21 protein-coding genes and 2 pseudogenes are annotated in these 23,581 nt (G+C 71.4%); 12 read left to right on the top strand and 11 right to left on the bottom strand.

What is annotated here, in order from left to right:
• Window positions 1-89: 89 nt before the first annotated feature.
• Window positions 90-839 (top strand): Atu4866 domain-containing protein, encoded by a 750-nt coding sequence (locus ACQUFX_RS12065; RefSeq protein ID WP_428966106.1) that lies wholly within the window; start codon window positions 90-92, stop codon window positions 837-839.
• A gap of 325 nt (window positions 840-1,164) precedes the next feature.
• On the opposite strand, the gene ACQUFX_RS12060 is transcribed toward ACQUFX_RS12065, so the two are convergent.
• Complete coding sequence (locus ACQUFX_RS12060; RefSeq protein WP_428966105.1) at window positions 1,165-1,563, bottom strand: VOC family protein; 399 nt, start codon at window positions 1,561-1,563, stop codon at window positions 1,165-1,167.
• A 140-nt stretch (window positions 1,564-1,703) separates the two neighbouring features.
• Here ACQUFX_RS12060 and ACQUFX_RS12055 point away from each other — a divergent pair, with 140 nt between their 5' ends.
• Both ACQUFX_RS12055 and ACQUFX_RS12050 read left to right on the top strand, forming a co-directional pair.
• Window positions 1,704-2,264, top strand: coding sequence for a hypothetical protein (locus ACQUFX_RS12055; protein ID WP_428966104.1), 561 nt, complete (start codon window positions 1,704-1,706; stop codon window positions 2,262-2,264).
• A 254-nt stretch (window positions 2,265-2,518) separates the two neighbouring features.
• Window positions 2,519-3,339: pseudogene (locus ACQUFX_RS12050) on the top strand (IS5 family transposase).
• A 24-nt stretch (window positions 3,340-3,363) separates the two neighbouring features.
• Here the strand turns inward: ACQUFX_RS12050 and ACQUFX_RS12045 are convergent.
• A pseudogene (locus ACQUFX_RS12045) lies at window positions 3,364-4,488 on the bottom strand (IS701 family transposase); the annotation flags it as partial.
• Window positions 4,489-4,703: 215 nt separating this feature from the next.
• Between ACQUFX_RS12045 and ACQUFX_RS12040 the strand changes: the two are divergent.
• A complete protein-coding gene (locus ACQUFX_RS12040; RefSeq protein WP_428966103.1) occupies window positions 4,704-4,877 on the top strand; it encodes a hypothetical protein in 174 nt (57 codons plus the stop codon).
• A 129-nt stretch (window positions 4,878-5,006) separates the two neighbouring features.
• On the opposite strand, the gene ACQUFX_RS12035 is transcribed toward ACQUFX_RS12040, so the two are convergent.
• Window positions 5,007-6,029, bottom strand: coding sequence for a LacI family DNA-binding transcriptional regulator (locus tag ACQUFX_RS12035; protein WP_428966102.1), 1,023 nt, complete (start codon window positions 6,027-6,029; stop codon window positions 5,007-5,009).
• A gap of 128 nt (window positions 6,030-6,157) precedes the next feature.
• Here ACQUFX_RS12035 and ACQUFX_RS12030 point away from each other — a divergent pair, with 128 nt between their 5' ends.
• The 6 genes from ACQUFX_RS12030 (at window position 6,158) to ACQUFX_RS12005 (ending at window position 14,240) form a co-directional block, all read left to right on the top strand.
• Complete coding sequence (locus ACQUFX_RS12030) at window positions 6,158-7,918, top strand: HAD family hydrolase (protein ID WP_428966101.1); 1,761 nt, start codon at window positions 6,158-6,160, stop codon at window positions 7,916-7,918.
• Window positions 7,919-7,953: 35 nt separating this feature from the next.
• Complete coding sequence (locus ACQUFX_RS12025; protein ID WP_428966100.1) at window positions 7,954-8,901, top strand: hypothetical protein; 948 nt, start codon at window positions 7,954-7,956, stop codon at window positions 8,899-8,901.
• A gap of 5 nt (window positions 8,902-8,906) precedes the next feature.
• A complete protein-coding gene (locus ACQUFX_RS12020) occupies window positions 8,907-10,670 on the top strand; it encodes an ABC transporter ATP-binding protein (RefSeq protein ID WP_428966099.1) in 1,764 nt (587 codons plus the stop codon).
• Window positions 10,667-11,533 (top strand): energy-coupling factor transporter transmembrane component T family protein, encoded by an 867-nt coding sequence (locus ACQUFX_RS12015; protein ID WP_428966098.1) that lies wholly within the window; start codon window positions 10,667-10,669, stop codon window positions 11,531-11,533. Before ACQUFX_RS12020 ends, ACQUFX_RS12015 begins: the two co-directional genes overlap by 4 nt.
• 380 nt (window positions 11,534-11,913) lie before the next feature.
• Window positions 11,914-13,230: a hemolysin family protein gene (locus tag ACQUFX_RS12010; RefSeq protein WP_428966097.1), complete on the top strand. Its 1,317-nt coding sequence runs from the start codon at window positions 11,914-11,916 to the stop codon at window positions 13,228-13,230.
• Window positions 13,230-14,240, top strand: a complete 1,011-nt coding sequence (locus ACQUFX_RS12005) for a hemolysin family protein (RefSeq protein WP_428966096.1) — start codon at window positions 13,230-13,232, stop codon at window positions 14,238-14,240. The genes ACQUFX_RS12010 and ACQUFX_RS12005 overlap by 1 nt, the downstream gene beginning before the upstream one ends.
• 99 nt (window positions 14,241-14,339) lie before the next feature.
• Here the strand turns inward: ACQUFX_RS12005 and ACQUFX_RS12000 are convergent, their stop codons facing one another.
• On the bottom strand, window positions 14,340-14,939 hold the full coding sequence (locus tag ACQUFX_RS12000) for a TetR/AcrR family transcriptional regulator (RefSeq protein ID WP_428966095.1): 600 nt from the start codon (window positions 14,937-14,939) through the stop codon (window positions 14,340-14,342).
• Window positions 14,940-15,030: 91 nt separating this feature from the next.
• On the opposite strand from ACQUFX_RS12000, the gene ACQUFX_RS11995 reads away from it, so the two are divergent.
• On the top strand, window positions 15,031-15,780 hold the full coding sequence (locus tag ACQUFX_RS11995) for an SDR family NAD(P)-dependent oxidoreductase (RefSeq protein WP_428966094.1): 750 nt from the start codon (window positions 15,031-15,033) through the stop codon (window positions 15,778-15,780).
• 70 nt (window positions 15,781-15,850) lie between these two features.
• Here the strand turns inward: ACQUFX_RS11995 and ACQUFX_RS11990 are convergent, their stop codons facing one another.
• The 7 genes from ACQUFX_RS11990 to ACQUFX_RS11960 all read right to left on the bottom strand — a co-directional run bounded on the left by ACQUFX_RS11990 (window position 15,851) and on the right by ACQUFX_RS11960 (window position 22,531).
• Complete coding sequence (locus tag ACQUFX_RS11990; RefSeq protein ID WP_428966093.1) at window positions 15,851-16,183, bottom strand: DUF202 domain-containing protein; 333 nt, start codon at window positions 16,181-16,183, stop codon at window positions 15,851-15,853.
• On the bottom strand, window positions 16,180-16,563 hold the full coding sequence (locus ACQUFX_RS11985) for a YidH family protein (protein ID WP_428966092.1): 384 nt from the start codon (window positions 16,561-16,563) through the stop codon (window positions 16,180-16,182). Before ACQUFX_RS11985 ends, ACQUFX_RS11990 begins: the two co-directional genes overlap by 4 nt.
• Before the next feature lie 154 nt (window positions 16,564-16,717).
• Window positions 16,718-18,274 carry a choline-sulfatase gene (gene betC / locus ACQUFX_RS11980; RefSeq protein WP_428966091.1) on the bottom strand — a complete coding sequence of 519 codons (1,557 nt, stop codon included), beginning with the start codon at window positions 18,272-18,274 and terminating at the stop codon, window positions 16,718-16,720.
• Between the two features lie 35 nt (window positions 18,275-18,309).
• Window positions 18,310-19,311, bottom strand: a complete 1,002-nt coding sequence (locus ACQUFX_RS11975; RefSeq protein WP_428966090.1) for an ABC transporter substrate-binding protein — start codon at window positions 19,309-19,311, stop codon at window positions 18,310-18,312.
• On the bottom strand, window positions 19,308-20,114 hold the full coding sequence (locus tag ACQUFX_RS11970) for an ABC transporter ATP-binding protein (protein WP_428966088.1): 807 nt from the start codon (window positions 20,112-20,114) through the stop codon (window positions 19,308-19,310). Before ACQUFX_RS11970 ends, ACQUFX_RS11975 begins: the two co-directional genes overlap by 4 nt.
• The gene (locus tag ACQUFX_RS11965) at window positions 20,111-20,983 is read right to left on the bottom strand and encodes an ABC transporter permease (RefSeq protein ID WP_428966087.1); all 873 of its coding nucleotides are present in this window, start codon (window positions 20,981-20,983) and stop codon (window positions 20,111-20,113) included. The genes ACQUFX_RS11970 and ACQUFX_RS11965 overlap by 4 nt, the downstream gene beginning before the upstream one ends.
• A gap of 48 nt (window positions 20,984-21,031) precedes the next feature.
• On the bottom strand, window positions 21,032-22,531 hold the full coding sequence (locus tag ACQUFX_RS11960) for an FGGY-family carbohydrate kinase (protein WP_428966086.1): 1,500 nt from the start codon (window positions 22,529-22,531) through the stop codon (window positions 21,032-21,034).
• Between the two features lie 177 nt (window positions 22,532-22,708).
• Between ACQUFX_RS11960 and ACQUFX_RS11955 the strand changes: the two genes are divergently transcribed.
• The gene (locus ACQUFX_RS11955; protein ID WP_428966085.1) at window positions 22,709-23,581 is read left to right on the top strand and encodes a GntR family transcriptional regulator; all 873 of its coding nucleotides are present in this window, start codon (window positions 22,709-22,711) and stop codon (window positions 23,579-23,581) included.

Genomic DNA, 23,581 nt, shown 5'->3' with positions numbered 1-23,581 from the left:
GGCAGCCCGGCCGCCACGAGCCTGGTCCCCGCACTACCAGGAAGGGCGCGACCTGCTGCAACGCCCGCGCCAGAGCGAAGGTGGAACACATGACGAACGCACCTGTCACCTTCACCGCCACCGACCTCGACGCCGTGCTGACCAGCGGGGGACGGCCGCTGCTGCTGACGGACGCCACCGTGCACACGCTCCACCCGGTCATCGGGACCCTGGAGCACGCCGACGTGCTGATCGGCGGTGGGCTCATCGTCGGCGTCGGCCCGGGGCTCGTCACCGCCGCCGCCGACGACGGCATGGTGGTGGTGCCCGCCACGGGCACGACGATCCTGCCCGCCGTCGTCGACCTGACCGCCGCACTCACCGGCACGGTGCACGCAGAGGGTCCAGGCACGCTCGGCCCGGGTGCCCCGGCGCACCTCGTCGTCGTGGACGATGCCGACGCGCCGGACCTGACCGCCGCGGTGGGTGTCGCACTGACGGCTCCGGGGCGGCTGCGCGCCGTCCTGCGTGACGGTGTGCCGCTCGTCTGGGACGGGGCCGTGCTGACCCCCGGCAAGGGCTCGGCGGCCACCGGCACCGACGACGGCGGCATGGGCCGCGTCGATCCGGACCGGGTCGGCGTCTGGATCGACACGTCGGACTTCCTGCACCAGGAACTCACCGCCGACGGCCGCTACGACGAGACCCGGGGCGGGCGCCCGCACGCGTACCAGGGCCGCTACTGGATCACCGGCGACCGGATCGAATACCTCGACGACCTCGGGTTCTGGGCCTTCGGTCAGTTCGAGGGGGACACCCTGCACCATGCCGGATACACGATGCGCCGTCGGCAGGCCTGATGCCGGGCGCCCCGCTGGAGGGTGCTCATCGCCGCGTGTGATGAGCCGGGCGGCGTCGTCCGGCTCATCGGCGGGGCCTTTCGTCCTGGCCCACGGCTCGACCTCACCACGACCTCCGCCGACCCATACGTCAGCCACGGCTGGAGTGCTGGAGGCTGCTGCGGGACCACATGAACTCGAAACGGCGTGGGTGGCGATACAGGGGTGAGAGCAGGTGCGTGCTGGAAGAGGTCTGACGTCCCAGTTCACCGTCTTGTACGACCGGCATGCCGCTGTGCTGGCCGCCCGCTTCGACCGTGGATGACGCTTCGACCGCGAGGCATTCTCAGGCGTCGGCTTCGAGGGCGAAGGTGTTGCCGTCTGGATCCTGGAACCAGGCGATGCGTCCACCGCCGGCCCGGGTGGTGATCCCTCTGGCGTCGTGGTCGAGGTGGTCGTAGCGGATGAACTCGACGCCGGACGAGACCAGTTCGTCGACGATCTGGTCGAGGTCGTCCACGTACCAGGTGGCCAGTGTCGCCGGTGTCTTTCCGGCGGTGGCTGACTGGTACACGTTCAGTGCCGCTACGCCACCCGAGCCGTAGACGCGGCTGCCGTCGGTGATGGTGGCGCTGGGGCCGGAGTGCAGCGGTTGGAGGCCGAGTCTGCCTTCGTAGAACGCGACCGCCCGCTGGATGTCGGATACGGCGATCGACGTTCTCAGGTGGTGTGTCCTCAACGGCATGGATCACTGTCGCACACGTGATGGTTCCCGAGTTCCGGCCGGTGAGGTTGGGATGGGGAGATGCCTGATGTCCGGTCGGGTCGTTGTCCCTGGTGCGTGCTGCCGTGGGTGGCGGCTGTCCGGAGCGGAGGAGTCCGACCGTGCGACGACGTCTGGCCGCCTTGCTGGCGGTACCCGTGGTGTTGGTCGTGGCTGAGGGCGCCACGTCCGCTGTCCCGGCGCTGTCGCGGCCCTCCGTGTCGCGGGCCCCGCTGCCTGACCAGTCGTACTGGCCCGGGCAGGAGGAGTTGATGACGGCTGCCGAGATCGTCGACATGCTGGGCCCGCGTCGGTGGCCGGACGCGTATGCCGGGGTGTCCCTTGACCTGCCGGGTGGGTTCCTGCTGGTGCACCGGGTTCCCACGGCCGGCGTCGAGGCTGAGGTTCGGGCGGTGGTGCCGCGGGTGGCGGTCCGGTTCGTCGACGCCGCGTATCCCGCGTGGCGGCTGGACGCGTGGAACGACCAGATCGGTGCCGCCGTCGACTGGTGGCAGCGTCGCGACGTGATCATTCATGGGCGTTACGTCCGCTTCGGCGAGTGTGTGGTGGTGGAGGTCGAGTACCCGGCGCGGGACGCGGCCCGGCTGACGGCCCGCCATCGTGGTGTTCCGCTCTGCGTGGAGCAGGGCTACCCTTCCGTGTTCCTCACCGCTGACCCCTGATCAACGGGTTGGGGCTGCCTCCTAGTACTCCAGCCGCACCTGATGAAGTTGGAGTCTTCGCTGGTAGTGGGCTGTTCTGGCGCGGCACTGGTGTCGGCGTCGCCATCGTGACCATCGATGGATGTAGTCGAAGGGTCGGACGGTGGTGATCAGGTGTGCCAGGAGACGTCGGACCTCACCGAGAGTAAGAGGTCCTAACAAAATGATCTCTGGGTCTTTCGTCCTCTCTAGAGGACGATCTACGATGTCGGGCCGTGAGGCGTGGTGAGCAGCCGCCGTGGATCGTGCCGGACGGGCTGTGGCAGCGCATCGAGCCGTTGCTGCCCAAGCCTGAGCGCAATCCTCGGCACCCGGGGCGCAGGCGGATCCCGGATCGGCAGGTGCTGTGCGGGATCTTGTTCGTGCTGCACACGGGCATCCAGTGGGAGTTCTTGCCCCAAGAACTGGGATTCGGCTCGGGAATGACCTGCTGGCGGCGCCTGGAGGAGTGGAACCGGGCCGGAGTGTGGCAGCGGCTGCACGAGCTGCTGCTGGCCGAGCTGCAGGCGGCCGGGAAACTCGACTGGTCTCGCGCCGTGATCGACTCCTCGCATGTGCGGGCCGCCCGGCGTGGCCCAAAAGCGGCCCGAGCCCGGTCGACCGCGCCCGCCCGGGCTCGAAGCATCACGTCCTGACCGAGGGCGCCGGCATCCCCCTGGCCGTCGCGTTGACCGGCGGCAACCGCCACGACGTCACCCAACTGCTCCCGCTGATCGACAAGATCCCGCCGGTCCGGGGCCGCCGTGGCCGACCCCGCCAGCACCCCAACCAGCTCTTCGCCGATCGTGCGTACGACCACGACAAGTACCGCCGGGCCGTACGCGCCAAGGGCATCCGGCCGCGGATCGCCCGCCGCGGTCAACCCCACGGCTCCGGTCTGGGCGTATCCAGGTGGGTGGTCGAGAGAACCATCGCCTGGTACCACGGCATGAAACGCCTACGCATCCGGTGGGAACGCCGTGACGACATCCACGAAGCCTTCCTCGCCCTCGCCACCTGCATCATCACGTACCGACACGTCGCACGACTTTGTTAGGACCTCTAAGAGGAATGAGGCCATCATCGGATTCGGCGCCCCCTTTTTGGCCTGCGCGGCGGTGATGGCGAGGTAGGCGTGGGCGCACAGAACGAGAGTTATGTGCCGGTACCAGGCGTCGTACCTACGCACCTGATAGTGATCGAGGCCGACCTCGGTCTTGGCGGTCTGGAAGCACTCCTCGATCGCCCAACGGGTCCCGGCGACCCGGATCAGCTGCTCGTCTTGGGTGCCCGCGGGGCCGAAGCACAGGTAGTAGGCCAGGTCCGTGGGGTTGGTGATGCTGCGTCGGATCAGCAGCCAGTGGCCGAATCCGTCAACCGTGCCGGGCAGGGAGGCCACGGCCCAGTCATAGAGTCGTGGTCCCTTGGCGCCGTCGCCGCAACTGCGCCGCTTCCACGCCAGGCCCGGCGCGTTGGCGGCGAGGACGTCCGGGCGGGAGCTGCCCATCGTGGTCGGGACCCGCTGGTTGCAGGGCACGGCAAGCACGTAGCCCATCCGGTGCTGCTGCAGCCAGGTCCGGAACTTCGAGTCCTGTCCGTAGGCCTCGTCCGCGGTGACCCACCTCGCCGACAGGCCGGCGGTAATGGCGCGTTCGAGCATCCGCAGGCCCAGAGCGGGTTTCGTGGCGAACCCGATGTTCGCTGCGATGCCGGCTTCCTCGCGGCGGGCGGGGTCGTCGCACCAGCCGCGGGGCAGATACAACTCCCGGTCGATCAGCGTGCGCCCGGCCGGGCTGGCATAGGCCAGGAACACCCCGAGCTGGCAGTTCTCCGTCCGCCCGGCCGTGCCCGAGTACTGACGCTGCACCCCGGCCGACTTGATGCCCTTCTTCAGGAAGCCGGTCTCGTCGACGATCAGCACCCCGTCGTCGTCGCCGAGGTGCTCGGACACGTAGGCGAACAGGTCATCGCGGACCGCGTCCGGGTCCCACGCCGACCGGTTGAGCAGCCGCTGCATCCGATCCGGCGTCGCGTCGCCCGCGGCCTCGGCCAGGGTCCAGCCGTTCTTGCTGGCCAGGGGTGACAACAACCCGATCAGGTAGGTCAGCGCCTGCCGGCGCGGCTCCGCCCGCCCGAACCGGTGCGCGAACCGCGCCAGCAGATCATCCAGACCCGCCCGCCAGCCCACAATCTCATCGATCAACACAAACACGGAAGCCTGCCCGCACTGCGACTGGCCACAACAGACAGACAGTGCGACCACGCAAACCGCCCACCGAATAGCATCGACATCCGCAGCTGCGTGGCGGACTCAACTCCGACATCGATCATGCCGATGAGCTGCTGAAACTTCAGATGAGGCAACTGCGGCTGGAGTACTAGATCTGACCCTGCGTCGCCGGTCCAAGGAGAGGAAACGACGTGGTGAAGGACGTGCAGCGGGCGGGTCGGCGTGATCCGAAGGCGTTGGCGCTGTCGGTTGGCGGGGCGGTGCTGGTGCTCGTCGGCCTGGTGGTGGTGGACTCGCTGGTGGTGGTCGCTCTCGGTGCCGCGCTGGCGGTGGCCGGTTGGCTGGTGGCCCGCCGCGCGGGCTGACCTCTTCTGCCGGGCCGGTCGGGTGCTTCACAGCGCCCGGCCGGCCCGGCGTCGTCTCTCCACGTCTCTGGGGCGGCTCCGACACCGCAGGCCTCCACAGGCCGGCCTGCCGGCGATCCGGCTGACGGGTCACGCCTGGGGGGCGCTTTCCCGGATGACGAGATGGGGGGAGAGCACCTCGTGGCGGTCCTCCAGTCGGCCGTCGATCCGCTCGATGAGCAGTTCGACGGCGCGCGCGCCCATGGCCTGGCGGGGTTGGTGCACGCTGGTGAGGCGAGGGCGGGCGCGGCGGGCGAGCATCGAGTCGTCGTATCCGACGACCGCCAGGTCGGTGGGCACGGCGAGGCCGTGGTCCCACGCGTGGTCGAGGACGTCGGCGGCCTCGACGTCGTTGCGGGCGAAGACGGCGTCGTACCCGTCCGCCAGGGCGGCGTCGAGATCGGGTTGCAGCGCCCCGCCGCGCGTGCGGGCGAGTACCCGGATGTGGGCCTCGAGCCCGTGGGCCCGCATCGCGGCCTCGTAGCCGTGGCGTCGGGCCAGTCCGGCGGGCCGCAGCGACGAGGTGAGGTGCAGGATCTTCGAGTGGCCTCGGGCGGCCAGGTGTCCGACGACCAGCGCCGCGCCCGCCTCGTCGTCGTTGTTGACCGAGTCGATGCCGTCCACCGGCTCCAGGGACCGTCCGATCATCACCACGGGGGCCCGCCGGGAGACGGTCTGCAGCATCGCGGGGTCGGCCCAGGAGGAGATCACCACGATGCCGTCGAGGTTGAGGTCGAGCAGCGCGTTGATCCGCTCCTCCAGGTGTCCGCCCGCCCGCTTGCCGTGGGCCAGCAGGACCGACAGTCCCGCCCCGTCGGCGGCGTCCTCGACGGCGGCGAAGACCTCGGTGTGGTACGGGTTCTCCAGGCTGGTCAGCGCGACCCCGAGCCGCATGGTGCGGCGCTCGCGCAGTGCCCGCGCGAGTACGTGCGGCCGGTAGCCGATCTCCTCGGCGACCTGGAGGATCCGTTCCCGTGTCTGGACCCCGACGCCGAGGTCGTTGCGCAGCGCGAGGGAGACCAGTGACTTCGACACGCCCGCTCGTTCGGCGATGTCGAGGATGGTAGGCCGCTTGCGGCGAGCGGTCGCCGCCGCCTCCCGGGAGGTGCTCACGTCCCCCTTTCTACCCTCCACCGGCCATCCGGCTCGACTGGAACGTTCCAGATGCTCACATGCCGTTCACCTTCGGGGCGTGTGCGGGGCTCCCACCCCGCAACCTTCCGTTCCTACCTTCCTCAATCGTGACCCCACCTTCGACGCCCGACCTGACCGTCCGACCCGAGGCCCTCCTGCTCGACTTCGGCGGTGTCGTCTTCCAGACGCGCAAGCGGCCCGAGGCGGTGGCCGAGTTCGCCGCGCACGTCTCCGCGCTGCTTGCCCGCGCCGGCCACACGATCAGCCCGGACACGCTGGTGCCGGTCCTCGAAGGCGGCAAGACAGCGATCAGCGACTGGAAGAACGCCTCCAGCCGCCGGCTGCACCCGCGTGAACTGACCCACCGCGAGATCTGGCGCGACTTCTACGCCTCCCCGCTGCCCGCGGCCGCCCGCGAGGTGCTCGTCGGGGAAGCGGGGGAACTCCAGGAGTGGATCACCCTGGCCACAGCGGAGCACACCATCCGCCCCGGCATCCCCGACCTGCTCGACCTCGCCGCCGCACTCGGTGTCCCCGTCGGGATCGTCTCCAACGCCCACGGCGGCCGGGCCCACCGCACGCTGATCGACCGCCACGGGCTGACCGACCGCTTCGGCGTGCAGGTCTACTCCGACGAGGTCGGCATCCGCAAACCCAACCCGGACATCATCGAGCTCGCGGCGAACGCGCTCGGCACCACCGCCCCGCGCACCTGGTACGTCGGGGACACCTTCGACCGGGACGTCACCTGCGCCCGGCGGGCGGGGGTCGCGGCGGTGATGCTCACCCGGCACCACTCCACCGACCGGGTCCCCTTTCCGGTCGCCGACGTGCCCGACGCCGTCTTCGACACGCCGGAGGGCCTGGTCCCCCTGCTCCGGGCCACCGTGCCGGGCACGTTCGCCACCATGCCCGGGTCATTCGACACCGCGCCCGGCACCTCCAACACCATGCCCGGGTCATTCGACACCGCGCCCGGCACCTCCACCACCGCGCCCACGCCTGACGCCCTGGCCGAGACCACGCTCCCGAGCGCCCTCCTGCTCGACCACGGTGGCGTCATCTCGACCTCCACCAGCGACGCCGACGGCCGCCGTGCCTTCGCCCACCACCTCGCCACCGGCCTGCGCCGGGCCGGCTGGCACCTCACGGACACCGACGCCGAGGACGTGGTCGTCGAGACGATCGCGGCGCACAAGAGGTGGAAGAAGACCCGCCACGCGCAGGCCGAGGACGGCACCGTTCCCGAGATCGACCCGCACACCTACTGGGTCGACCTCGCCGGCCCCCTGGTGGAGGCGCGGATCGCCGGCGAGACGAGCGGGGTGCGCTCCTGGCTGCGGGCCGAAGCCCACGCGCTGAGCATCGCCTGGGGCCGGGCCAAGTCGGTCTCGACCGTGCGCCCCGGGGTGGTGGAACTCTGCGAGGCAGCCCACGCGGCGGGGGTACCGATCGGCATCGTCTCCAACACCGTCAGCGGACGCGGCGTGCGTGAGAAGCTCGCCACGTTCGGGCTCGGTCACCTGGTCGGCGCCAGCGTCTACTCCGACGAACTCGGCCGCCGCAAGCCCGACGCGCTGGTCGCCGTCACCGCCTGCCGGGCGCTCGGCGCCGACCCGACCCGGGCCGTCTTCGTCGGCGACAAGCCCGCCAACGACGTCGTCTCCGCCCGCGGCGGTGGCGTCGGCACCGCGGTGATCGTCCGTGGCGGACGAACCGCCGACGCGGAGATCGACGCGATCCTCGCCGACCCGACCTCCCCCCAGCGCCCCGACCTCGTCGTCGAGGAGATGGGCGACCTGATCGACGCCCTCCACCTGCGCCCCCGCACCCCGCGCGACGGCGCGCCGGGGCGCGTCCGCCCGTAGCACCCCCCACACCCCTCCTCGGAAAGGCACGGCACATGTCCATTCCCGACACCGCGAACGACTTTCGCGGGAGGTTGGCCGGCGGCGGCGAGCTGTCCGGTTCCCAGAAGCTGATGATCCTCGTGCTGTCGATGACGCTGTACGGCGTCGGCGACCTCGTCTGCCAGATCATCCCCGAGCTCGAAGCCGGTCCCTTCCAGATCGGCGTGTCGTACTTCGCGTTCATCGCGGTGGTCCTCGCCGCCCTGCTGAACCCGTTCTGGGTCGCGCTGGGAGCCCCGCTGGGCGAGCTGGTCTTTGCCGACATGCTGCTCGGCGACTTCGGCGGATTCGGCGAGCTGGAAGGGTTCCTGCAGACCGCGCTGGCGATCTTCGTGGCCGGCACGCTGGTCAGGAACCCCCGCAGCCTCAAGCAACTGGCCGTCGCCCCGGTGGTGATGGTGCTGATCGACAAGCTGACCGGCGCCGCCGTCGACATCCTCAAGGTCGTGGTCGGCATCGACCCCGAGACCCTGGAGGACGCCGACGGGCTCTACTCCGCGCTGCTGTTCATCGAGGGATCCGACATCGTCATCACGGTGATCCTCTCCGGCGCCCTCTTCGGCGCGCTCCCGGCCATGTGGCTCGCCCCGCGCCTCTACGGCAAGATCGAGCCGATCATGGGCCTGCGTCCGCGTGACCCGCAGAACCCGCCGGCGATGCGGGGCCCCTGGGGCGTCAACATCTGGGTCGTCGGCGCGCTCGTCGTCCTGGTCGCCGGCGCGATCACCATGTTCGCCCAGTGGGAGGAGTTCGTCGGCCGGGAGGGCATCGGCACCTTCGGCGCGTTCGAGCCCGACTACATCGACCAGTTCGGGGACTTCTACCTCTGGATCGCGATCCTGATCGCCGCGGCGGTCGGCTTCGGGGCCCTCATCGTGATCAAGGCGCTTCGCAGCAGGTCTGCCGCGACCGTCGAGCCCCGCAGCTCCGACCGGGCCTGAACCCGATGACCACACCAACGGCCGTCGACGAGCAGCGGGCGAGCGACCCCGTGCCGGACCTGCCCGCGATCGAGATACGCAACCTCCGCTTCCGCTACCCCGGAGCCGCCGCCGAGTCGCTGCGGGGCGTGGACCTCACCATCGGCAGCGGCGACTTCGTGGCCGTGGTCGGCGGCAACGGATCGGGAAAGACCACCCTGTGCAAGACCTTCAACGGCCTGATCCCGCACTTCTGGAACGGCGACATCTCCGGGACGGTCCGCATCCAGGGCAGGCCCACGGCCGACCGTACCGTGGGCGAGATCGCCAACCAGGTCGGCTACGTCTTCCAGGACTTCGGCAACCAGCTCGTCCGCCCCCGGGTCCGCGACGACGTCGCGTTCGCCCCGATCAACTTCGGGCACCCGGACTGGGCGCGGCGCGCCGACGCCGCCCTGGCCTCGCTGGACATCTCACATCTCGCGGGGCACTACACCTGGCAGCTCTCCGGCGGCCAGCAACACCTGACCGCGCTGGCCGGAGCGCTGGCGCTGGCCCCGACCATCCTGGTCGTCGACGAACCCGCCGCCGAGGTCGACCCACAGCGGGCCACCGCCATCTACGAGCACCTGACCCGGCTCAACACCGAGCTCGGGATCACCGTCATCGTGATCGAGCACCACGCCGAGCTGGTCGCCCGGTACGCCAGGTCGGTGGTGCTGATGGCCGACGGCGCGGTCCGCTGGCACCTGCCGGTGGCCGAGGCGCTGTCGCGCATCGAGGATCTTGAGGCCGCCGACATTCCGGCGCCCCAGGTCGTCGCCGCCACCCGGGCCCTGGTCCCCGCGGTCGCCGCCGGGCACCGGCCGGCGCCGCTGACCGTCGCGGCGGCCGCCGAGCTGCTCGGCGGACACCGCACCGACCGGGTGGCTCCGCCACCGATCCGTCCCGCGCGGCACGCCCGGGACCTGGTCGCCGAGCTGGATGCGGTGACCCACGGCTACATCGCGGTCGGTGGAGGCCGCTCCACGGTCGTCGACGGGCTGTCGCTGCGACTGTACGACGGCGAGCGGGTCGCGCTGGTCGGGACGAACGGGGCCGGCAAGTCGACCCTGCTCTCGGTGCTGGCCGGGCTGGCCGTGCCGTCGGCGGGCCGCGTCGTCGTCGACGGTCACGACACCCGGTCGATGACCGCGGCCGAGCTCGCCACCAGCGTCTGCTACCTGGTGCAGCGCCCCGAGGAGATGTTCCTCCAGGACAGCATCCGAGGCGACGTCGCCATGTTCCCGGCCGGTCGCCGGCTGCCCGACACGCAGGACATCGTCGACCGGGTCCTGGCCCGGATGAACCTCACCGACCTGCAAGATCGTGACGGCCGGATGCTCTCCGGCGGCCAGCAGCGCCGCGCCACCCTCGCGGTCGCCCTGGCCATGCGACCACGGCTGCTCCTGCTCGACGAGCCGACGTCCTCCCTCGACCTGCGCTCCCGCGACGACGTCATCGGCCTGCTCACGGCGCTGTCGGGACAGATCCGCTGCACCGTCGTGGCCACCCACGACATGCACCTGGTGGCCGAGTGGGCCGACCGGGTCGTCGTGCTGGACCAGGGCACGATCATCGCCGACACCGACCCCGCCACCCTCTTCGCCGACCCGCGGACCCTCCGGCGGGCCCGCCTGGTCCCACCCCAGGTCGCCCAGCTCGGCGACGCCCTCGGCCTGTCACCCGTACCCCTCAGCGTGCCCGAACTCGTCGACCGGCTCCGCCCCACCAGCAAGGACATCCCATGACCGCCGCCGTAGCCGACGCCACGACCGAACGGGACCGCAGGCGCAAGGGCCGCGACCGCGCCTCGGTGGAGTGGGTGAAGGTCGAGCTGATGCGGGTCGCCTACGCCACCCGCGGCGGCTTCCTCGCCCGCCGGGACCCACGGGCGGTCCTCGGCTGGTACGTGCTGCTCGCGGTGGCCCCCTGGCTCACCTACTCCGAGCCGACCCTGATCATCCTGGGCGTCGTCGCGCTCGGCAGCGCCCTCGCCGCCCGGATCGGGCCGCTGCTGCTGGGCCTGTTCCTGTTCGGGCTGCTCGGTCAGGTCGCCTACCTCGGCGTCATGGTCTTCGTCTTCGGCGGCAACACCAGCGCCATCGAGGGCCTGGTGGAGGTGTCCCTGAAACTCGCCATCATCTCGCTCGCGAGCATGGCCGCGTTCGTCTCGCTCGACCCGGAGAAGCTCTCCGACGGCCTGGCCGCGCTGCGGGCGCCGGCGGTCATCGGGTTCGGGGTCTCCTACGCCTACCGGATGATCCCGCTCCTGATCGACGAACTGCAGACCATCATCGACGGGCACCGGCTGCGCGGAGCCCCACCAGCGGGGCACGGTCTGCTCGGCTGGAGAACCATGCGCCGGATCGGCGCTGTCGCCGTGCAGTCCTTCTACCCGCTGTTCCTCAACACCGCCAAACGCACCCGGACCACCGTCGAGGCCCTCGAAACCCGCGGCTTCACGCTCACCGGCGGCGCCAACCCCGCGGGCCGCCGGCTGCGGCTCGCCGCTCTGAGGTTCACCTGGACCGATGGTCTGCTGCTCGTCGCGACCCTCGCGGTCGTCGTGGTCGCCTTCTGGGCCGGCGCCGCCCTCGAACCGCAGCGGTGACCGCCTGGCCTCGTGGGCTTCCTCGGGTCAGCCACCACTCCGAAGACGATCTGCGGGCGGTCGTCGCCAGGTACGAGGCGACCAGGGTGGCCGCGTCGACGGAACGGGACGAGCAACTGCGGGGCGTTCCACGCGGCTGGCTGCCGACCGGTGGGCCTGCACCGGATCGCCCCGCCGCGGCCTCGAAAGGATCAGGAGAAGGGTCGGGGACAGTCAGGCCCGGAATTGTCAGGTTTCTGCCAGGTAGCCATGCCACACTGCGATCACTGCTGACACGAGGAGGAGCACGACCCGATGGGCGACGGCCACCGTCCGAGACCACTGGCCCGCCGCTGCGGGCCTGACATGTGTGGCGCCACCCCCGTCAGGAGCGTGGCCCCGTGTGGGTGCTGAGCCTCCTCCTGGGGCTGCTGGTGGTGTTGGCGATCACTGCGGCCACCGGCTACTTCGTGGCGCAGGAGTTCGCGTACATGGCCGTGGACCGGTCGCGGCTCAAGGCCCGGGCCGCAGCGGGTGATGCCGCCGCCAGGCGAGCACTGGACGTGACCCGCCGGACCTCGTTCATGCTGTCCGGCGCCCAGCTCGGGATCACCGTGACCGCCCTGCTGGTCGGCTACGTCGCCGAACCGTTGATCGGTGAGTCGGTCGGCACCGCCCTCGGCGGGGTCGGTGTCCCGACCGGCGTCGGCGTCGCCGTCGGCACGGTGGCCGCGCTGCTGCTCTCGACCTTCGTGCAGATGCTGTTCGGCGAGTTGTTCGCCAAGAACCTCGCCATCTCACGGCCCGAGCCGGTGGCCCTCTGGCTGGCCGGATCCACCCAGATCTACCTCCGGGTGTTCGGGTGGCTGATCGCCTTCTTCGACAAGTCCTCCAATGCCCTGCTGCGCCTGTTCGGCTTGGAACCGGTGCACGACGTGGAACACGCCGCCAGCCGCCGCGACCTCGAACACATCGTCAGCGATTCCCGCGACTCCGGGGACCTGCCCGCCGAGCTGTGGATGCTGCTCGACCGGGTGCTCGACTTCCCTGACCGCGACGCCGCCCACGCGATGGTCCCGCGGACCCGGGTGGATGTCGTGGAGCCTGACCTGACCACCAAGGCACTCTGGACCAAGATCGCCGGCGGCCACTCGCGCTATCCGGTGCTCGACGACCGCGACGGCGTGATCGGGGTGGTGCACCTCGCCGACCTGCTCACCGTCGACCGCGACGGTGCCGGCACGGTGGCCGACATCATGCGGCCGCCGGTGCTGATCCCGACCTCGATGCCACTGCCCCGGGTCGTGCAGACCCTCGCCGAGCGGAAGGACCAGCTCGCCTGTGTGCTCGACGAGCACGGCGGGCTGGCCGGCGTGGTGACCGTGGAGGACCTTGCCGAGGAACTGGTGGGGGAGATCGAGGACGAGCACGACGTCCCCGCACCCACGTCGCCAGCCGGTCTGGTCGCGGTGGACGGCGCCTGGGAACTGGTCGGCACGCTGCCGCTGGACGAGGTCGAGCGCGCCATCGGGCATGACCTGCCCGAATCGGACAGCGAGACCCTCGCCGGCCTGGTCATCGAACTGCTCGGCGAACTGCCCGCCCCCGGCGCCGTGGCCCGGCTGAGCCTCGGCGAGGTCGCCCTGACACTCGAGGTGCTGGAGTTGGAGCGGCACGTCCCGTCGCTGGTCCTGCTGCGGACGGAGGAGAACCACTGATGGGTAACCCGTGGGTGGTGGTGGCCGTCACCGTCGTGCTGATCGTGCTCAGCGCCTTCTTCGTGGCCGCCGAGTTCGCGTTGCTGGCGGTGCGTCGGCACCGCCTCGACGCGCGTTCCGAACACAGCCGGTCGGCCCGGGCGGCGGTGCGCAGCTTCGACGAGCTGACGGTGCTGTTGGCCGGGTGCCAGCTCGGTATCACCGCCTGCGCGCTCGGGCTCGGGGCGGTCACCAAACCGGCTGTCAACTACGCGCTGACTCCGCTGTTCCTGTCCTGGGGCGCACCCGGCTGGACGGCCGACGCGGCCGGTTTCGCCCTGGCGTTGCTGGTCGTGACCTTCCTGCACCTGGTCATCGGGGAGATGGCCCCCAAGTCGTACGCGATCGCCCACCCGGAGAGGACCGCCGTCGCCCTGGCGCTGCCGATGCGCGCCTTCATGTGGTTCACCCGCCCGATGCTGCGGGCCCTCAACTCCAGCGCCAACTGGTGCCTGCGCCGGGTCGGCGTGGAGCCCCGGGACACCATCGCCACCGGCCAGAACGCCGCCGATCTGCGCCACCTGGTCGAGCACTCGGCCAACGTCGGCGCGCTCGACGCGTCGTACTCCGCGCAACTCACCGAGGCCCTCGACCTCGACCAACTCACCCTGGCCGACCTCACCAGCCCGGAGCGTGGCCTGACCGCGGTGGGGACGGCCGACACTGTGCTGACGGTCCGCGCGGTGGCCCGCGACACCGGTCACCTGCGGGTGGTCGTCCTGCGCGACGGCGCGGCCGTCGGCGTGGTCCACGTGCGCGACACCATGGACCAGCCGGACGACCAGACCGCCGAGGAGGTGATGCGCGACGTCCTCGTGCTCGACGGCTCGACGCTCGCCTACGAGGCCCTGGCCACCATGCGGACCACCCGCCATCACCTCGTGGTGGTCACCACCCCGAACGGCCCGGCGGTGGCCACCCTGACCGACGTGGTCGAGCGGCTGCTCCGAGCCCCCTCCGGGGTCCGCTGACCCCTTACCCGGCCGCCGGTATGCGAACGGGCCCGGAGGCTGGGCCATGCGGACACTCGCGGATCGCTCGATCGAGCTGCCGGCGGTCAGCGGGGCCTGTCAGGTCGGTGGCCAGTGCCGTAGGGCGGCGTCGGCCACGCGTTGGAGATCGTCGCGGGTCGCGCCGCCCGTCGCCTGGACGGCCATGCCGTTCGCGATCGTCATGACGAAACGGGCGATCAGGTCCGGATCGGCTTCGGGCGGCAGGTCACCCTCCTCGACGGCGCGGTGGAACCGGTCGCGCAGGTGCATCTGGCCTCGGGCGCGCCAGGCGGCCAGGGTGTCCCGTGCGGCCTGCCCGGTCTCGCCGACGACCAGCGCGCCCTGCACGCCGAGGCAGCCGGCGGGGCATCCGGGTCGGGTGTTGGCCTGGACCGAGCCGGTGAGGAACACGGTGGCCACCTCGCGGGCGGTGGGTGCCCGCAGCGCCTGGATGACGTAGGCGCCGGGGCCTTCCTCGTAGCGTTGCAGCGCCTTGTGGAAGAGCTGTTCCTTGTTGCCGAAGGCCGCGTACATGCTCTTGCGGGAGATGCCCATGGCCTCGGTCAGGGCGACGAGGCTGGCTCCCTCGTAGCCCTGCGCCCAGAAGACCGTCATCGCCTTCTGCAGCGCCGCCTCGGCGTCGAACGCCCGCGGCCGACCCAGTTGCGCCTTCTCCACCTCCGCATCGTACCTCTTGTGCACCGATCGGTGCCGAAGTGCTACGGTCGCATTCGGCACCGATCGGTGCCGAAATTGTGGGAGGTCAGCGATGCGTAGGCTGGAAGGCAAGACCGCCGTCGTCACCGGCGGCGGCACCCGGGGGATCGGCCGGGCCACCGCCGCCCGACTGGTGGCCGAGGGCGCGCACGTGTTCGTCACCGGCCGGCGCGAGGCCGAGCTGGACGCGGCCGTGCGGGCCATCGGCCCGGGCGTGACGGCGGTACCGGGCGACATCACGAACCCGGACGACCTGGACCGGCTCTACGAGAGCGTCGCGGCTCGCGGCCACGGACTGGACGTGCTGTTCGCCAACGCGGCCACCGCCTCGTTCGCGACCATCGAGACGATCACCGAGCAGGACATCGACCAGATCTTCGGGGTCAACGTCAAGGGCACCGTCTTCACGGTGCAGAAGGCGCTCCCGATCCTGAACGACGGCGCTTCGGTGATCATCAACGCCTCCACCGCCGCCGATCGCGGCACCGCCGGCTTCGGTGCCTACGCGGCGTCGAAGGCCGCCCTGCGGACGTTCACCCGCGCCTGGGCGAACGAGCTCAGGCCTCGCGGCATCCGGGTGAACGCCATCTCACCCGGGCCGATCGACACGTCCGGCATCACCGAACTGGTGGGTGAGGAGAACGCGGTGGCGTTCAAGGCCAACGAGGCGGCCCGGATCGCCATCGGACGGATGGGGCGCACCGACGAGGTCGCGGCCGCCGTGGCCTTCCTCGCCTCCGCTGACAGCAGTTTCATGCTCGGCGCCAACCTGTACGTCGACGGCGGTGAGAACCAGATCTGACACCAGGGGCCGGTGGCGTGACGACCGAGGGCCGTCACGCCACCTGGTGGCCTTCCGCCGCCGGAGGGGATCAGCCCGTGACCAGGAGCGCCACCGAGAGCAGGGCCAGCAGGACGGCGGAACCGGTGGTGGCCGCCATGGTCGCTCCACCGAGACCGAGGTGGGACCGCTCCGCGGTGAGTGCGTGGTGGGCGCGCCGGTAGCGCACCGTGGCGGTGACCCAGGCGCCGACCGCCACGGTCAGGGCGAGCAGGCCGGCCAGGACCGCGACCGCGCCGAGCCGGTCGACCGTGACGCGGGTCGCGACGGCGCCACCCAGCGCGAGGGAGAGGCAGGTCCGACGCCAGGCCAGCAGGGTTCGCTCGGCCTGGAGCCCGGTGTCGAAGGGCGCGCTGGGGCTCACCACACCACGCCCGCCGCCACGAGCACGGTCGTGGTCACCACGCCCGCGGCGAGCAGCACGCCCAGCGACGGCCCGGCGAGCGCCCGGTGCTCCCGCAGCGCCCGCTCGGTCCGCATCCACCCGATCCACCCCTGGCAGGCTGCGGCCACGCCGAGGAGCGCGAGCAGCAGCGCGGCGGCGAAGCGGAAGGCCGCCGAGACGGGCACCTGGATCGCGGTGAGCGCGACACCGGCGGCGACGAGGGCCAGGGAGGTGCGGATCCAGGCCAGGAACGTGCGTTCGTTGGCGAGGCTGAACCTCGGATCGGGTTCGGTCCCGTGGCCGTAGACCCGCCGGGGGAACCGTCGCCGGTTCCGCAGGCCCGACCCGCTCGTCGACATGGCTCCTCCCTCGTGGCCCGGCGGGTCGTCCGTCAGCACCACCGGTCATCTCGGCTTCCGGCGTGCCGCCCATCCCGTCCCAGGCCGGCGAGGCGGCCCGCCGCCCGCTGATCCTGCCGGCCCGGTGGGCGGTGTGCCGCCCACCGGCACCGGGTCAGAAACCGCACAACGGATCCCACGGGTCGTCGTCGGTGCTGCGGATCCACCGGTGGGCGGCGTCGACCCTGGGTTCGTACGCCCACGAGGTGTGCCGGCCGTGCCGTAACGCCTCACCCAGGTACGTCCGCATCCGTTGGCTGGCCACCATCTCCTTCTCGGCCAGTTCAGGGTCCCATCCGGTGAGGGCCCGCTCCCGCAGCCGGAGCCGCACCTCGTCGTGCCCCTGCTCCTCGGCCAGGTTGGTCAGCTCCTGCGGGTCGGCGCGCAGGTCGTAGAGCTGGTCGGGCAGGTCGCGGGCGTAGACGAGCTTGTGGTGGTCGCGGACCACCGCCCGGACCGGGCGCAGCGTCCCCTCGGCGGAGTTCTCGATGACCACCCCGGGATGCCCGGCGACCACCTCGGACCGTTCCCGCACGGCCGTGGCCAGGCTGGTGCCGGCGAAGTGGTCGCTGACCCACTCCGGTGGCCGGGTCCCGGCGAGGTCGGCCAGGGTGGGATGCAGGTCGACCAGGGACACCGGGGTCCGCACCCGGTGGCTGGCCGCGACGCCGGGGCCAGCCATGATCAGTGGTACCCGCACCGACCATTCCCGCATCGTCCGTTTGAAGTACATCCCGTGCTCGCCGAGCTGGTCGCCGTGGTCGCTGGTGAACACCACCACCGTGTTGTCGAGGACACCGAAGCGCTCCAGCTCGCTCATGAAGCTGCCGACGACGTCGTCGATGTAGCTGGTCATCGCGTAGTAGCCGCGTCGGGCCAGGTACGTGGTCTCGTCGGTGACGGTGCCCCGGTCCACCCCGTGGTAGGAGTTGACCCAGACGTCCAGCGGGTGCGGCGGCACGTCCGTGGGGGGCGGGTCGGGCAGCGTGATCGGGCGTCCCTCGTACCGGTTCCAGTATTCGGGCGGGGCCACGTACGGGTCGTGGGGCTGGGTGAACGAGGCGACCATGAGCCACGGCTCGTCGGCCCGGTCGTCGGTGGCGAGGGAGAGCTCCCGCAGCCGTTGCAGCGCGGCGAAGCGGACCTCCTCGTCGTAGTGCATCTGGTAGGTCCACGGCAGCGTCCCGGACGACCGCAGGATGTCCAGGTACTCCCGGCCGCCGTTCTGTTGCGCGCCGGAGAGCCGGGGTGGGTCGCCCTGCTCCTCCCAGGGGCGGGTCCAGGTCAGGTCCGGCGGGAAGATGTCGGTGGTCAGCCGCTCCTCGAAGCCGTGCAGCTGGTCCGGACCGACGAAGTGCATCTTCCCGGCGAGGATGGTGCGATAGCCGGCGCGACGCAGCGTGTGCGCGAAGGTCGGTACCGAGGTGGGGAACTCCTCGGCGTTGTCGTTGGAGGGGACGTCGCTGGGCAGCCGGCCGGTCATCAGCGCGGCCCGCGACGGTACGCACAGCGGCGCGTTGCAGTACGCGTTGGACAGGACCGTGCCCCGGGCGGCGAGGTCGTCGAGATTCGGGGTCAGGACGTCCGTGTTGCCGTACGGGCCGGTGCCGAAGGCGCTGAGCTGGTCTGCCATGAGCAGGAGGATGTTGGGCCGGCTGCCGGGCGGGGTCACGCGGTCTCCCTCGACGGTGGATCGGGCGGAACGGTTCACGCGGTCGCGTCGGTGAAGATGGAGGTGTCGAGGAACTGGGTGGGCTCCACGAAGGTCGGCAGCGCCCCGATGTCCACGAAGACCTGCTCCATCCGGCCGATCCAGCCGGCCACCGTGCCGTCGGCGTAGAGGGTCGACCACTCGCTGTTCGGGTAGCTGCGGGCCTGCTGGTAGATCTGGGTGCACACCTCGGCGGTCATGAACTCCGCCAAGCTCGGGCACCCTGCGGCCAGCGCGGCGGGCTGGTCGTTGACGATGTCGTCGTTGGCCTTCAGCCAGGCCTTGGTGAGCTGGACGAGGGTGTCGCGGTGCTCGGCGTGGAAGCGGTTGTTGGCCACCCAGCCGCCGGCGATGGCGGACTTCGGCTGGAACTGCTCGGCGGTGCCGATCATGGTCGCCTCGGGCAGCTTCTCCTTGATCTGGTTGTCGAAGGGCGCCCAGAGCGCGGCGGCCGGGACGCCTCCGGTGACGAACGTGTTGGCCACCGCCGGCATGTCGAGGTTGACCAGCTCGACGTCCTTCGTGGTCATGCCGTTCTCGGCGAGGGCGACGTGCAGGAGCAGGTGGGCGGCGGTGCCGGTGGTGGTGGCCACCCGCTTGCCCCGCAGGTCGGCGATCGAGCTGATCCCGCTGCCGGGGGCGGCCCAGATCTGCTGGATGTTGGCCTCCAGGTTGTTGAGCAGGAAGACCTTGCCCTGACCGCGGGCGGGGAAGTTGGCGATCACGGCGCCCATCACGCCGACGTCGATGCTGCCGCCGGTCAGCGCGTTGGACAGCGAGATGCCGGTCTGGAAGGGGATCGTCTCGACCTCGAGGCCCTGCTCGGTGAAGTAGCCGCGTTCCTTGGCCAACAGGAGGTGCATGCCCGGTGCGGGGCCCGCGATGTAGCCGACCTTGACGGTCCGGGTGTCCCCGGCGGCGTCGTCGTCGGAGCCGCAGGCGGCGACGGTGAGGGCGAGGACGAGGCCGGTCACCGCGGCAAGGATTCGTCTGGTCATGCTGTCTGTCCTTCGGGGGTGGGGTGGCCGCCGCGCAGCATCGCCTCGATGCGCCGGCGGAGTTCGATGAATTCGGGGGTGGTCTTCAGCTCGTGGTGGCGGGGGCCCCGCCACGGCACCGGCACGATCTCCTGCACCCGGGCGGGTCGGGCGGACATCACCACGACCCGGTCGGCGAGGAAGATCGCCTCTTCCACCTGGTGGGTGACGAACAGGACGGTCCGGCGTTCCTTCTGGTTGATCTCCAGGAGTGCTTCCTGCATGGTCTCCCGGGTCTGCGCGTCCAACGCCGCGAAGGGCTCGTCCATGAGCAGGATCTCCGGGTCCACCGCGTAGGCCCGGGCCAGGGCGACGCGTTGGCGCATACCGCCGGAGAGGGTCTTGGGCAGGGCGTCGGCGAAGGCGGTCAGGCCCATCAGGTCCAGGTACCGGTCGGCGATCCGCCGGCGCTCGGCGGCGGGCCGGCGCCGGGCTCGCAGCCGCATCCCGAACTCGATGTTGCGACGCACGGTCAGCCACGGGAAGATCGCGTACTCCTGGAAGACCACGCACCGTGACGGGCCCGGCCCGGTGACCGGTGTGCCGTTGACCAGGATCTGCCCGACGTCCGGGTCGACGAACCCGGCCACGGTGTTGAGCAGGGTGGTCTTGCCCGATCCGCTGGGGCCGACGACGGCCACGAACTCCCCCTCGGGCACGTCGAAGGCGACGTCGTCGAGGACGGTCACCGCGGCCGCGCCCCGTCCGAACCGCTTGCCGACCCCGTCGAGGGTCAGTCCGCCGGTGTTGACCGCTGTCGTCATCGGTTTCCCCTGTCCTGCCAGGTGACCAGCCGGGCGGAGAGCAGACGCAGGACGGCGTCCATCACCAGCGCGCAGAAGCCGATCAGGATGATCCCGGCGTAGACCCGGGGGATGTCGAGGAAGTTGCCGGCGTTCTGGATCACCGCGCCGAGACCGTCCTGGGCGGCGACCAGCTCGGCGGCGACCAGGGACGCCCAGCCGATGCCGAGGGAGACCCGGGCCGCGGTGAGGATGTGCGGCACGGAGAAGGGCAGCACCACCCGGGCCAGGACCTCCAGGCGGGTCGCGCCGAGGGTCTGGGCGGCGCGTACGTACTTGTCCTCGATGCCGGCGACGCCCTCGAAGACGATGACCACGGTGGCGAAGAAGGCGGCGTACATCAGGATGATGCCCCGGGCCAGTTCCCCGATGCCGAAGTAGACGATCACCAGCGGGACCAGGGCGATCGGGGGCAGCGCCCGGAAGAAGTTGACCAGCGGGTTCAGCGCCGCGCGGACGGTGGGGAACCAGCCGAGCAGGAAACCCACCGGTACGGCGGCGGCGATGCCGACCGAGACCCAGAGGACCACCCGGCGGCTGCTGATCAGCACGTCGGTGGCGAGTCCGTTGCCCAGGCCGGTCCAGATGACCTCGAACACCTCGAACGGGGTGGGCAGCAGACCGTTGCCGACGATCTCGGCCATGGCGGTGAGCTGCCAGACCAGGATGAGCCCGCAGAAGCCGGACAGGCCGAGGAGGGCGCCGCGCAGCCGGTGCAGGGCACGACGGGCCGTCCGGCGTGGTGGTGGTGCGGTCCCGGCGCCCGCCGGGGCGGCCGGAGGTCCGGTGTCCGGCCGCTGCCGGCCGGACGCGAAGACGACATCGGGCATGTTCTCTCCTGAGTCACCAGCGGGGGAAGGGAACGTGGCAGGACGGCCTCAGAGCGGGCCGGTGCCGTCGGTGAGCTGTAGGGCGGCCAGGTCGTGGGCGAGGTCCCGGGTGGCCGGGTACGCGGCCCGGTAGATGCGGTACAGCTCCTGGTAGGTGTGGGCGTGCTCGGCGCGGGGGGTGATGACGGTCCCGGTCCGGGCCCAGGTCGTGTCGGGGTCGACGACCCCGATCGCCTCGCCGGCGAGCCGGGCGTCTCCGTAGCAGGCGCCGATGGTCTGCTGCGGTAGCTCCTGCGGCTGGCCGGTGATGTCCGAGACGATCTGGGTCCAGAGTCCGCCCCGTACCCCGCCGCCCACCGCGACCAGGCGGCGGGGCGCGGCCCCGACCTCGGCGAAGGTGTCGAGGTGGTGCCGGACGGCGTACCCGGTCGCCTCCAGGGCCGAGCGGTAGAGGTGTCCCCGGTCGTGTCGCAGGGTCAGGCCGAGCAGGAGACCCCGGGCGTCGGGATCGAACAGGGGGGTGCGTTCTCCCGCGAAGTAGGGGAGCGTGACCAGGCCGTCGGCTCCGGCCGGGACGGCGGCGGCATCCGCCGCGAGCCGGTCGAACCCCTGCTCGCCGGTGATCCGCCGCCACCAGTCGGTGACCGCGCCGGAGGTGGCCATGCCCCCGGCCAGGCTGGTGCTGCCCGGGGTGACCCCCCGGGTGGCCCAGAGCCGGGCGTCGGTGACCGGTCGGTCGAGCATCTGGACGAGGAACATCGTGGTGCCGTACATGAGCATGGTGTCGCCGGGCGCGCGGACCCCGACGCTGAGGGCCTCGGCCCAGGCGTCGACGGTGCCCGCCGCGACCGGGGTGCCCACCGGGATGCCGGTCTCGGCGTGGGCCCGGGCGTCGACGGTGCCGACCGTCTCGCCGGGCCAGACCAGCCGTGGCAGCGGGAGCCCGGGTGCCACCAGGTCGCACCACGGCTCGTACCACCGGCCGGCGGTGAGGTCGTACAGCGGCTGACACTGGCTCGCGGAGTGGTGGTCGAGGACGTACTCGCCGGTCAGTCGGGCCACGGCGAGGGAGCTGGCCATCAGGAACCGCCGGGTGCGGCGCCAGACCTCGGGTTCGTGCCGGCGCAGCCACGACAGCTTGGGGCCGGCGGCCTGGCTGGTGAGCAGCGACCCGCCGCGGTGCAGGACGGCTTCGGCGCCGAGGCGGTCGGTCAGGTCCCGGGCCTCGGCGACCGCCCGGGTGTCCACTCCGTAGAGGATCGCCGGACGCAGCGGCCGGTACCGCTCGTCGGTGGGCAGGACGCACGGCCCGATTCCGCTGACGCAGACCGCCGCCGGTCGTTCGGGTCGTTCGGCGAGCAGGCGGCGGGACAGGTCGACCACCGCGCCCCACCAGTCCCCTTCGGGGTCGTGCTCGACCCAGCCGGGGCGGGGGAGCGTGGGGCGGTGGGACCGGGTGGCGGTGGCCAGCACGGTGCCGTCGGGACGGGTCAGGACGGCCTTGGCTCCCGACGTACCGATGTCGATGCCGAGCAGGGCCTCCGCCATCCCACCGTCTCCCACCTGCGCCGACAGGTTTCAGCGCTGTTAAGTCTGATCAATTGAGCGGTAAGATATGACCAATGCGGAAAGGCTGTCAAGGGTGGGGATGCCCTGCTCGGGGCGGGGGTCGTTGCGAGACAGTGGAAAGGTCTATAAGGTATGACCAATCCGATGGAGGGGCGTATGGCGACTGCGGTGGAGGCGGAAGGCCGGCGTAGCCGGGTGGACGAGGCAGAGGCGACGCTGCGGGGGCTGATCACCGAGTACCAGCGCACCGGCATCACCCGCCTGCCGCCCGAGCAGCGACTCTGCGAGCTGGTCGGCGCCTCCCGGACCACCCTGCGGGACGCACTGAGCCGACTGGAGGCGGCCGGCGAGATCGTCCGTCGTCGCCGGGTGGGCACCCTGATCACCGCCCCCACCCGGGCCGCCCACGCCGGTTCACTGGCCTACCCGGTGGACCTGATCCTCTCCCTGTCCGACTTCCTCGCCGAGGCCGGAGCCGACTTCGCCGTCCGCGCGGTCAACATCATCCGCGAGACCGCCGACGCCGACGACATCGCCCGACTCGGCGTGGACCACGACGCCGCCGTGTACCGCGCCGTCCGGCTGTACGAGGTCGAGGGCCGGGCCGCCGCCCGCCTGGAGCACCGACTGCCCGCGTCCATCGACGGCCACCAGGTGCGCATCAACGCTTTGACCGACGGGATCACCACGTTCCTCCGCGAGACCGAGGACATCCGGCTGATCCGCAGCGACCACACCATCACCGCCGAGGCGGCCGGGGAGGCGCTCGCCGCCGAACTGGAGGTCCCGCCCGGCGCGCCGCTGCTGGTCATCGACTGCCAGCTCTACGCGGCCGGGTCCTATGCCGTCGCGACCGGCCGCCTGGTCTTCCGGCCCGACGTCCTCTGCCTCACGGCCTCGGCCGATCCGGCGCTCTCCGCGAGTCGCCGGGCGGGCACCTTCGGGCTCACCGCGCTGACCGGGGGCCGTCCCGCCGGGGACGGCGCCGGTGGCGGCATCCCCGGCAGCCGGGAACCCGTTCGCGGCTGA

The sequence above is a fragment of the Micromonospora fluostatini genome (assembly GCF_050410825.1).
Classification (GTDB): domain Bacteria; phylum Actinomycetota; class Actinomycetes; order Mycobacteriales; family Micromonosporaceae; genus Micromonospora; species Micromonospora rosaria.
This window is presented reverse-complemented; position numbering and strand designations above follow the sequence as displayed.